Here is an 8,270-nt window from a genome sequence, read left to right on the forward strand (position 1 = left end):
AGAAGGACCGTAGGCGGTCGGACCTTGGGGCGCAACACTAGAGCGTTTTACGTTTGGTGAGACGCGAAGCCTGTATTCCGCGCGCAGCGGCTTTCGCAAAGGGGGCGAGGTAGGGACGAAGCGGGGACGTGTCGGAACGGTTGCTAGCTCTCGTGAGCGGGATGTCGCGATTTTATAGTATCCAAGGATAGGATACGAATAGTCGATGCCCTTCGAGATGTGCGTCCTTGCTTGTCGCTCCTCACCAAGGAGACTGTCCGAAAGCGTCTTGATAGGAACGCTTCACTTGCATGAGGTGGGGCTTGGGCAGTCGAGGCTGATCTCGGCAGCGTAGGGCGAAGTCGTGGGCTTTCGACTCGTCTCCGGCATTGATCCAGTGGATGGCGAGCGTGGATAGTACCATGGGATCTTCGGGAACGATTTCGAGCGCTTCCTGCAGTGTTTGCACGGCGAGCTCGTTTTTGCCCTGTTGAAAATATATCAGCGAGCATTCGATGAGGCCCAGGATCTCCGCCGGACGCAAAGCGGCGACAGTTTTAAACGCTTCGAGCGCTTCGTCCAATCGGCCCATGGCCTTGAGCCGCTTTCCGTTTAGGGAGTGCAAGGTGGGAGAGTCCGGACACTTGCGCAGGCCTTCTTCAAGCAGGCGCTCGGCTTCACGCTGCGACTGGCTGAGCTCGATCAGCGTCGCCCAGCCGTCGCCGTATCGAGGGTCGAGCTCGACCGATCTCCGGAGGGATTCTTTGGCTGCCGGTAGGTCGCGAAGTTCGATCCGTAGGAGGCCCAGTTGGAAGTGGGCGTGGGCGTAGGCGGAGTCGACTTGGATGGCTTTTTCAAGTAGGCGAAGGGCTCGTTGCTGCTCCCCTTTGCGTCGCGCCGCGCCTGCGTCGAGGGTGAGTCGAAACGGGTCGTAGCAATCCTCGCTCACTTCGTCGAGCCAGGGGTCCGGAATTTCGATGTATGAGTCGGTGCTTTTCGCCCGGCTGCGGATGGCCCGGGCGTTCTCGGTCTCGCCGAGGCGCTCGTACACGGAGACGAGTATGTTTTCTCCAATGCCCACATCGCTCGCTAGCCCGGCATCTTCCAGCCGCGTTTTTGCCTGCTCCCAATTTCCAGCGGCGATGTCAGCCTGGGCCAGACCGGCGATGGCGTAGGGGTTTTGGGGGTCGGATTTCAGCGCGGCCTCGTAGAGCGGCACGGCCTCGGCGGCGCGGTTGGTCTTTATCATCGCGTCTGCCAGGTTCAGCTGGGCTGGCAGGTAGTCGGGGGCGATCCGCGCGGTACGCTGCCACAGAAGCATGGCCTGATCGAGTTGTCCGTAGAGGGCGTAGATGGATGCCAGCCGATTGGTCCAGCGGCCGTTTTGTGGGTCCGAATCCACGAGCGCTCCGTAGAGGGTAGCGGCTTCTTGGGTGTATCCGTTCGCGTGGTACATGGCGGCGAGCGCACCGAGCCCCTCTCGCCAGTTTTTGCCAGACCGGACCTGATTTTCCGCTGTTTCGATGCGCTCGATAAATTCTGGATAAACGATATCGGTTGGTCGTGTCGGCAGGGCTGCTATGGCTTCTTCGTGAAGTCGAGCTTCACGGGCGTGGGGCAGGTAGGCGATGATGCCGCCGATCGCCAAGGCGGCTAGGATAGCGCTGGCGATGATCCACTTCGTTGCTCTGTTCATCGCTGCTGCTCCTCCTGCTTCCAGAGCAGAATTCTGCTCATTCGGTCGTTGAAAGGTGGATACGCGTGAAAGCCTCCGGTGATTAGGGAAGTGCGACCCGTGCCGTCGAAATCTCCGGCAGCGATGGTTAACAGCTGGATGGGCGAGTAGGCAAGCACGTGGGGAGTGAAGTTCAAGCGGCCATCGTTGCGAAACCAAACCAACGACTGGGAGTCCGACTTCGACCAGTCGTTGAACGCCGCCACGGCGACGACGTCCATATTGCCGTCTCCATCCAGATCGGCTTCGATGGGTGAGTAAGCGCCGCCAAGGTCCCCGATGCGATGAAAGCGAAAGTATCCGTTTCCCTTGTTTTCCAGCCACTGCACGCCGTGCCAGGGGCGGGGGCCAGGGATGCCGACTGGGCCGAATCCGTCTCCGTTGGAAAACAGAACGTCCGGCAGTCCGTCACGGTTGAGATCCCCGACCGTCATTCCGCTGGAGGAGAAGTCCTCGTTGGTGGAGCTCCAGATCGCTTTCTTGGAAAAGTTCCCCATACCATCGTTTTCAAAGTACCAAACCTGTTCCCATTCCTGGGAAACCAGCGCTACGATGTCGGGAAAACTGTCACCATTGAAGTCTGCTACAGACACGTTTATGGTGCCCGATAGGTCCAGGAGATTGTGGCTCTTGAATTCCCAGGGCCCGGTTCGCTCCATCCAACGGATTTCTCCTTGGTCGTATCCAAATTGTCCTACAGCTAGGTCGAGTTCGCCATCCCGATTGAGGTCGGCTGCTCTAACATCGTTGACGCGAGCGACGTTTCGCAGAACCCAGTGCGGCGTGAAGGATTGTTTCCCGTCGTTTTCCAGGATAACGATCGACCCGATCCGGTCGTTGTTTGGGAAGACCTGGCCCATGTTTGATACGAGCAGATCGAGGTCGTCGTCGCCATCGATATCGACCGCCTCCACGTGCACGGGCGCTTGCATTTTCTCGGCCAAGACGAGTTCCTGGAACGTCCCGTCGGAAACTTGTCGAAGCCAATAGATCCGGTTCTCCTGGGCTTCGCAGAAGACGGCGTCCATGCGATCATCCTGGTCGAGGTCCACCGGGGTGACGTGGGCGATCCACGGACGTCCTTTGATTGGGGCTCCGATCCGTTGTTGGGAAAGGAGGTCCAGATCGTCCACCGCCTTGGCGTGGGCCGCTACCGGGGGCAGGGCGAGGGGTTCGTTTTCCGAAGGGGGAGAGCACCCTTGCAGCAGGATAAGAAGACAGGGGATAACCGTCGCGAGGGGCCGGACGGGCGGGAGGTGGAGGAGGGGGACCATTTGATCCGATGAGAAATGATGCAGCCGACTCGCGCAATTTTAAATGCCCGCTCAGCTCGCTCGCGGCCAATTGTTTGGTCAGCGCGATGAGGAGCGTTTTCGCATCACGAATTTAAGAATTCGATGCTACGGGACAACCCGATTTTCATTGTCGTGCCTGCGTGCTGCGTTTGCACTCTTCTTGTGTATCGTTTTCTCCGTTCTCGCACCCTGTTTTCGGATCTGACGAGCTGCATCGCTTTTGTATCCATCCTAGTCTTGCCAGCGACCGCTGAGCCGAACCTTAGGATTTGGGGGCTGGACTTTTTTGGTCAGTCTTTCGTCCCGAGCGAGTAGGGGGCAGCCGTTGCGATCGCGGCGGATGGATCCCACAGCGCGGTGCGACTGCCTACCGGTGCGGAGGACCTGCCGCTCGATCTAAGCTATGATTCGAGCCGCGGCTACGTTCACAAGGCGCCGTATAAGGATCCGATCGTATCCGGCGAGACGGCCACCATACGAGCGATCGCTACCGGCACGCGCTTTCCCGATAGCGAAACTACGACGAGCGACTATGAACTCGCCCAAGTCGAGCTCCCCGTTGCATCGCTAGGTCGGAACGTTTATTTGAAGAATAAAAGAGTCGCCCTTTCAAATCCAACCGATGGCGCGGCGATTTATTATACATTGGATGGCAGCGAACCCACTGCCTCCAGCAATGTATATATCGAGCCGATTGAAATCACTGGCGTGACGTCGCTAAAGGTGATGGCGTTGAAGGATGGATACGCGGATAGCGGTGTCGTGGAAACTCAACTACACCTCGTAGATGATTCGATCGGGCTGGACGTAGCGCTCGCTTGGACCAGCGAGCCGGAATTGCTCTTCCTCTCGTTTCTGACCAGCGAAGGCATTATTTATACGCTTCGAGGGTCTGGTGACTTGCTGAGTTGGGAGACTGTTTGCGATGACATCGTCGGAGACGGCGAAGAGCGCTCCATCGTGGTGGAAGCGGGCGCTCGGTCCTTGTGGTTTTTCGAGGTGCATGGAGAGTCCGCCCCGAGCGATTGAGAAAGCCGCCGCCAGCAACGGGGCTTATTTGATGCCGCTAACGACTGTGGTCGCGACTGCTTTTACGCTGCGGGGAAGGGCAGTCGCGGGATTGGCTGTCTAGGCTGCCTACTGGGGCGTGCGCATTCTGGTGGGTGTCGGTTGGGCGGCCTGGTCGCGGCTTCGCCCCGATTTGAGGTTATGGAACTGGCCCTGAAATCGGTCGAAAAGAGCCAGCTGTGAAGATGCGGCCGGAGCGCCCGTCGGTAAGCGCCTAGCCTCGTTTTCCCGAGGATTATCGGATCCGAACCTCCTGCCCGACCGCCTCCACGTAGATCCTCTCGAGGAGCTTTGACTGGGGCATGGCGATGCGTTGTCCGATGCGGGAGGCGAGATACAGGGCGAGAGCGATGACCAGCGACCCGGAGAAGACCCACAGTCCCCACGCCGATAGGCCGACGAAGAGTTGGCAGGCGCCGAACATGCCGGAAAACATGCCCACGATGCCAACGATCAAATAGCCGTAGAGGTAGAGCGCCCACACGTTGGCGTTGGGGCCGAAGGTGCCACGTACTTGAGTGCCTCCGGACTCTGTCTGCTCGAGGCTTACGTTTAGCCGCGGCGTCCAGAAATGGCGGTCTTCTTTGGGGATTCGCAAGCAGACGAAGCCTGGGAAACTCTTGATCTCGAAATTAGAGTGATCGCGTTGCACGTGTCGAACGATACGGTTCTGCGCCTCGTCGCTGCCCAAATCGAGCTCCTGTCGAAAACTGGGCCGCAATTTCCACGAAATCATCGCAATTGAGTTTTCGCGAATGCCACTGGCTGTCAATGCGGCAGCTCCCCGAGGCTCCCGTGTCAACCGTCCTCAGACGTCGCGCCCTGCGCCGTGCTTCGCCACGAGCTCGTGGATGAAACGGAGCTTTTCGACGACCTTTGGCGGAGTTACGAACGGATAGGCGTCAGGCATGCCAAGGCTGCGATTGAAGCTGTTGATGGTGCAAGCGAGCGCGGGCCAAGCCGTGATGATCGAATCGAAGCATGAAAGATCGACCTTGCTGTAGTTGAAATATGGATCGCTTTTGCGGGTGCGATTGATCCGGACTCTCGAATGGTACGCGGTGCCGACCGAGTCCATCATGTGCAGGTAGTGGGCCCAGGTTTCCGCCCAGTCCTCCCAGGCGTGGGCGGTGGCGTAGGAGCTGATGTAGGACGATGGCCAGTCTGCGGGCGGACCGTTCTGGTAGTGTTTTTTCAAGGCCTCTCCGTAGTCGATCGTCTCGTCGCCGAATAGGTCGCGAAAGGCAGTTCGGTCGTCGTCGCCTACCAGCAAATCCCAAAAGTAGTGCCCGACTTCGTGTCTCATGTGTCCGACCAGGGTGCGATAGGGCTCGCCCAGGGCGGCGCGACGGCGTTCGCGCTCAGAGTCGTTGGCTTCGACGATGTTGATGGTGACCACTCCGGACGCATGACCGGTGAGCACGGGTTCAGCGTCTGGTTCCTGGGAGTCGGCAAGAAAGCGAAAGCAGAGCCCATCGGGTTGCGCTTCGCTTCGCGGTATGGTCTTAAGGCCCAGTCGGTCGAGGTTGAAGACCAGACGACGTTTCGCTTCCTCGAGCTTGGCCCATGCGACTTTGTTTTCCGGCAGACTCAGGTCGGGGATGGTTTCGGTGAGCTCGCAGGAGCGGCAGAAAACCTTTTCCGAATCCGCTTTGATCGCCCAGTTGCAAGTGCCATGCTGGGAGTAGTTTTGACAGGGCTTGAACGCTTGGTCCTCGGAATCGGAGGAAACGGCAACCATCTCCGAGCTTTTTAGGTCGAAACCGATTTTCGTGCCACAGCTCAGACAAACCGAATTCGAGAAGAATACCCGTGAGCCGCAGGTCGCGCAGTAGAAATTTTTCATAGAAATGGCTGATAGGACAGGGATTTCTCTTATCAGTTGTCAGCGTTCCGTCTGCAAGGTTCATTCTTTTCGACTACCGCTGGGGCAATTCCCGCAGTTCAGAGCGAAGAGCAGCCCGGAGCCCTATGGGCCGTAGGGGTAAGTCTGTTGTTTTCGACCTTTCTGAGAAGGCAAATCTAACTCTCAAATGTTCCCCCGTCAAAGATGGCGAATCGATTTCATACACTTGCAGGGGTTCCCACGGAGAATGGAGCCAACACTCATCACCTTTTCTGCTTCGCGGCCTAGATCCATGTTTACCAACTGAGCGACCGAGCCTCCAGAATCGAAATAGAATTTCATTATACTTCTTTTCCGAGTCGAACGCTCTAGGCTCAAATATCAATATACGCCATCAGCTCCAAACGGTGATTCGGCGGTTAGCCATCGATGCTTTCCTATTGGAGCGCGTTTCTATTTTTTTCTTTTTTTTCTTTTTTTGAAATCTAGACTCTCTGTGTAACAGGATCGGGTCTATTGCATAAAGGAGAATATATTGGCATGATAGAATGTGTTTGAAAGCAGTCGACGCGACTCTCGCGTGCGCGACGGGAAGGTCGAAACCGCAATCGTGTCCAAGACCGAGGCGTCGACTCTTCTGCCCCATGATCGACGTGAGGGGTTCCCTTATTAGCATCGCCTATTTTCGCCATATCTACGACCTGTAATGCCCGTCAGGTAGCGCTCCTCGTTTCCCATTGTTATATCAGCTGCAGCGAGCTCTTCGCCTCGTTCGATACTTGATATGGAATCGACCCAATTTGAGAATATCACTCGGTCGAGTCTATTCAAAAATAGAGATGAATGCTTTTGCTTTTGCGTTCGTGGTTTGTGCAAAAACGTATCGGAAGCGCACAGAAAGTAGTTCTGACTCCTTTTTAGACAAGGTACCCTGAGTTGTGCGGGAATAACGAATTGAGATAGGGCTCGGAAGCGTCATCAACTATCGCCTTTGCATCTCGAGAATGATATAGGGTAAGGAACGATCAGTTGCATCGAATTCGCAGAGAGATGGGTGGAGTGCAATCTAGTCAGAAGGGAGAGCTCTGCTACTGTTTTTATTTAGCTAGCGTGAAGGCCATAGGCGTGGGCTAGCTCGGTGTCCTAGGTCGGAAATGCATGGTCTGCCTGATAGCGCGTAGTCATTCCTTCACCAATCGAATGTCGATTTCCCTTTCGACGTACTGCCATTCGATTCCCTCTCGCAGCGACTGTACCAACTCATCGAACATAGTTTCATCCTCGCTCGAGTACTCAAACCAGGTTATAAAATCGAAGGGCTCTACGCTTGCGAGGTCGCGGCAATGGTGAAGCTTTCGTGCGATATTTGGAAGAAACTTTTGGCCGATATCGGTATGGCGTGATTGCTCTTCAAAAATATCTCTTCGCTCCTCTTGAGTAAGCGACCACCATGCATCGGTTTTTCGTATTGGAATTAAGGCGGCATAGTTTGATGCCTTGCGTCCCAACCCCTCCTGCTTTGAAACGAGAGCAGTCTTTTCTGCTTTAGTCACATAGCGCTCGTTGCTGGTCACTCCGCGCAGCGCCCAATCGCATTTACCCGAGAAGTCTCCATTCTCTATGGTAAGGCGTTTGGATGTCGGCAAGCTCTCGCCAACAATGGTTTGAATACTTCGAATTGACCACTCGCCGCATTCGCCAGCGACGAAACTGAATAATCGTTTGTTCATGTTATTTATTCACGTGAAGTGTTTCGAGATGGCCTCGGATGAACGAGGTGAAAGAGTAGGGCAAGACTAGTCCTTGCTGCATCCGCAACTCGGGCGATTGGCCCGAGTTGTATCGACCGCCTGGTTCCACAAATCTTTGGGATCTAGTCTTTTGGCTGCCTTGCCGTGTTTCCATCTTTCTGAACGTTTTACTGATCATCAATAGTTCCTTCGGTTCGATCATCTGTTAGGGGCGTTCCAGCTTGCTGCCTCCCTTGTTTCTCGATTTGGCTGAGGTGACTTTTATCTCTTTTTCATTCTGTTTCTTTCCCGCTGCAGGATCAATCTGCAGTCTCGGTCGAAGTGTCCTGTCGCTTCCGCTTCTGGAATTCCTCTTCCTTATTCGACTCCACGTCCTGACGGTTCGTATCCAGAAGTTGGTGTCTGTTTCTTCTCATCAACCTGATCATTTGTTTTTCTGTGGATCGTGAAGTCCATACGCGTAGGTCACCGCGGAGTGATGGCCGGAGTTGTATGGACCGCCTTCCATGAGAAGGCACTGCAAGTTAATAATATAAAGGAGTTCACGACTTTTGTATATCAAGTCATCTGGGTATCGGATTCCATGTGTTTGAGGG

General features: G+C 55.6%; 6 protein-coding genes. 1 reads left to right on the top strand and 5 read right to left on the bottom strand.

Annotated features, from left to right (window positions below):
• Positions 1 to 241: 241 nt before the first annotated feature.
• Positions 242 to 1,675, bottom strand: coding sequence for a tetratricopeptide repeat protein (locus QEH54_RS02305; RefSeq protein WP_309017001.1), 1,434 nt, complete (start codon positions 1,673 to 1,675; stop codon positions 242 to 244).
• Complete coding sequence (locus QEH54_RS02310) at positions 1,672 to 2,988, bottom strand: VCBS repeat-containing protein (protein WP_309017002.1); 1,317 nt, start codon at positions 2,986 to 2,988, stop codon at positions 1,672 to 1,674. Before QEH54_RS02310 ends, QEH54_RS02305 begins: the two co-directional genes overlap by 4 nt.
• A gap of 378 nt (positions 2,989 to 3,366) precedes the next feature.
• Here QEH54_RS02310 and QEH54_RS02315 point away from each other — a divergent pair, with 378 nt between their 5' ends.
• Entirely contained in the window at positions 3,367 to 4,038 is a 672-nt protein-coding gene (locus QEH54_RS02315) for a chitobiase/beta-hexosaminidase C-terminal domain-containing protein (protein WP_309017003.1), read from the top strand.
• A 274-nt stretch (positions 4,039 to 4,312) separates the two neighbouring features.
• Here QEH54_RS02315 and QEH54_RS02320 read toward each other — a convergent pair whose 3' ends face one another.
• The 3 genes from QEH54_RS02320 to QEH54_RS02330 all read right to left on the bottom strand — a co-directional run bounded on the left by QEH54_RS02320 (position 4,313) and on the right by QEH54_RS02330 (position 7,653).
• Positions 4,313 to 4,813: a hypothetical protein gene (locus tag QEH54_RS02320; protein ID WP_309017004.1), complete on the bottom strand. Its 501-nt coding sequence runs from the start codon at positions 4,811 to 4,813 to the stop codon at positions 4,313 to 4,315.
• A gap of 72 nt (positions 4,814 to 4,885) precedes the next feature.
• Complete coding sequence (locus tag QEH54_RS02325; RefSeq protein ID WP_309017005.1) at positions 4,886 to 5,923, bottom strand: putative zinc-binding metallopeptidase; 1,038 nt, start codon at positions 5,921 to 5,923, stop codon at positions 4,886 to 4,888.
• Between the two features lie 1,181 nt (positions 5,924 to 7,104).
• On the bottom strand, positions 7,105 to 7,653 hold the full coding sequence (locus tag QEH54_RS02330; protein ID WP_309017006.1) for a chlorite dismutase family protein: 549 nt from the start codon (positions 7,651 to 7,653) through the stop codon (positions 7,105 to 7,107).
• Positions 7,654 to 8,270: the final 617 nt, after the last annotated feature.

It is taken from the genome of Pelagicoccus sp. SDUM812003 (assembly GCF_031127815.1).
Taxonomy (GTDB): domain Bacteria; phylum Verrucomicrobiota; class Verrucomicrobiia; order Opitutales; family Opitutaceae; genus Pelagicoccus.

Bases quoted from the DNA above. Each gene is read 5' to 3' on its own strand.
- QEH54_RS02320 (WP_309017004.1), bottom strand. From the start codon at position 4,813: ATGATTTCGTGGAAATTGCGGCCCAGTTTTCGACAGGAGCTCGATTTG.
- QEH54_RS02325 (WP_309017005.1), bottom strand. From the start codon at position 5,923: ATGAAAAATTTCTACTGCGCGACCTGCGGCTCACGGGTATTCTTCTCG.
- QEH54_RS02305 (WP_309017001.1), bottom strand. From the start codon at position 1,675: ATGAACAGAGCAACGAAGTGGATCATCGCCAGCGCTATCCTAGCCGCC.
- QEH54_RS02310 (WP_309017002.1), bottom strand. From the start codon at position 2,988: ATGGTCCCCCTCCTCCACCTCCCGCCCGTCCGGCCCCTCGCGACGGTT.
- QEH54_RS02330 (WP_309017006.1), bottom strand. From the start codon at position 7,653: ATGAACAAACGATTATTCAGTTTCGTCGCTGGCGAATGCGGCGAGTGG.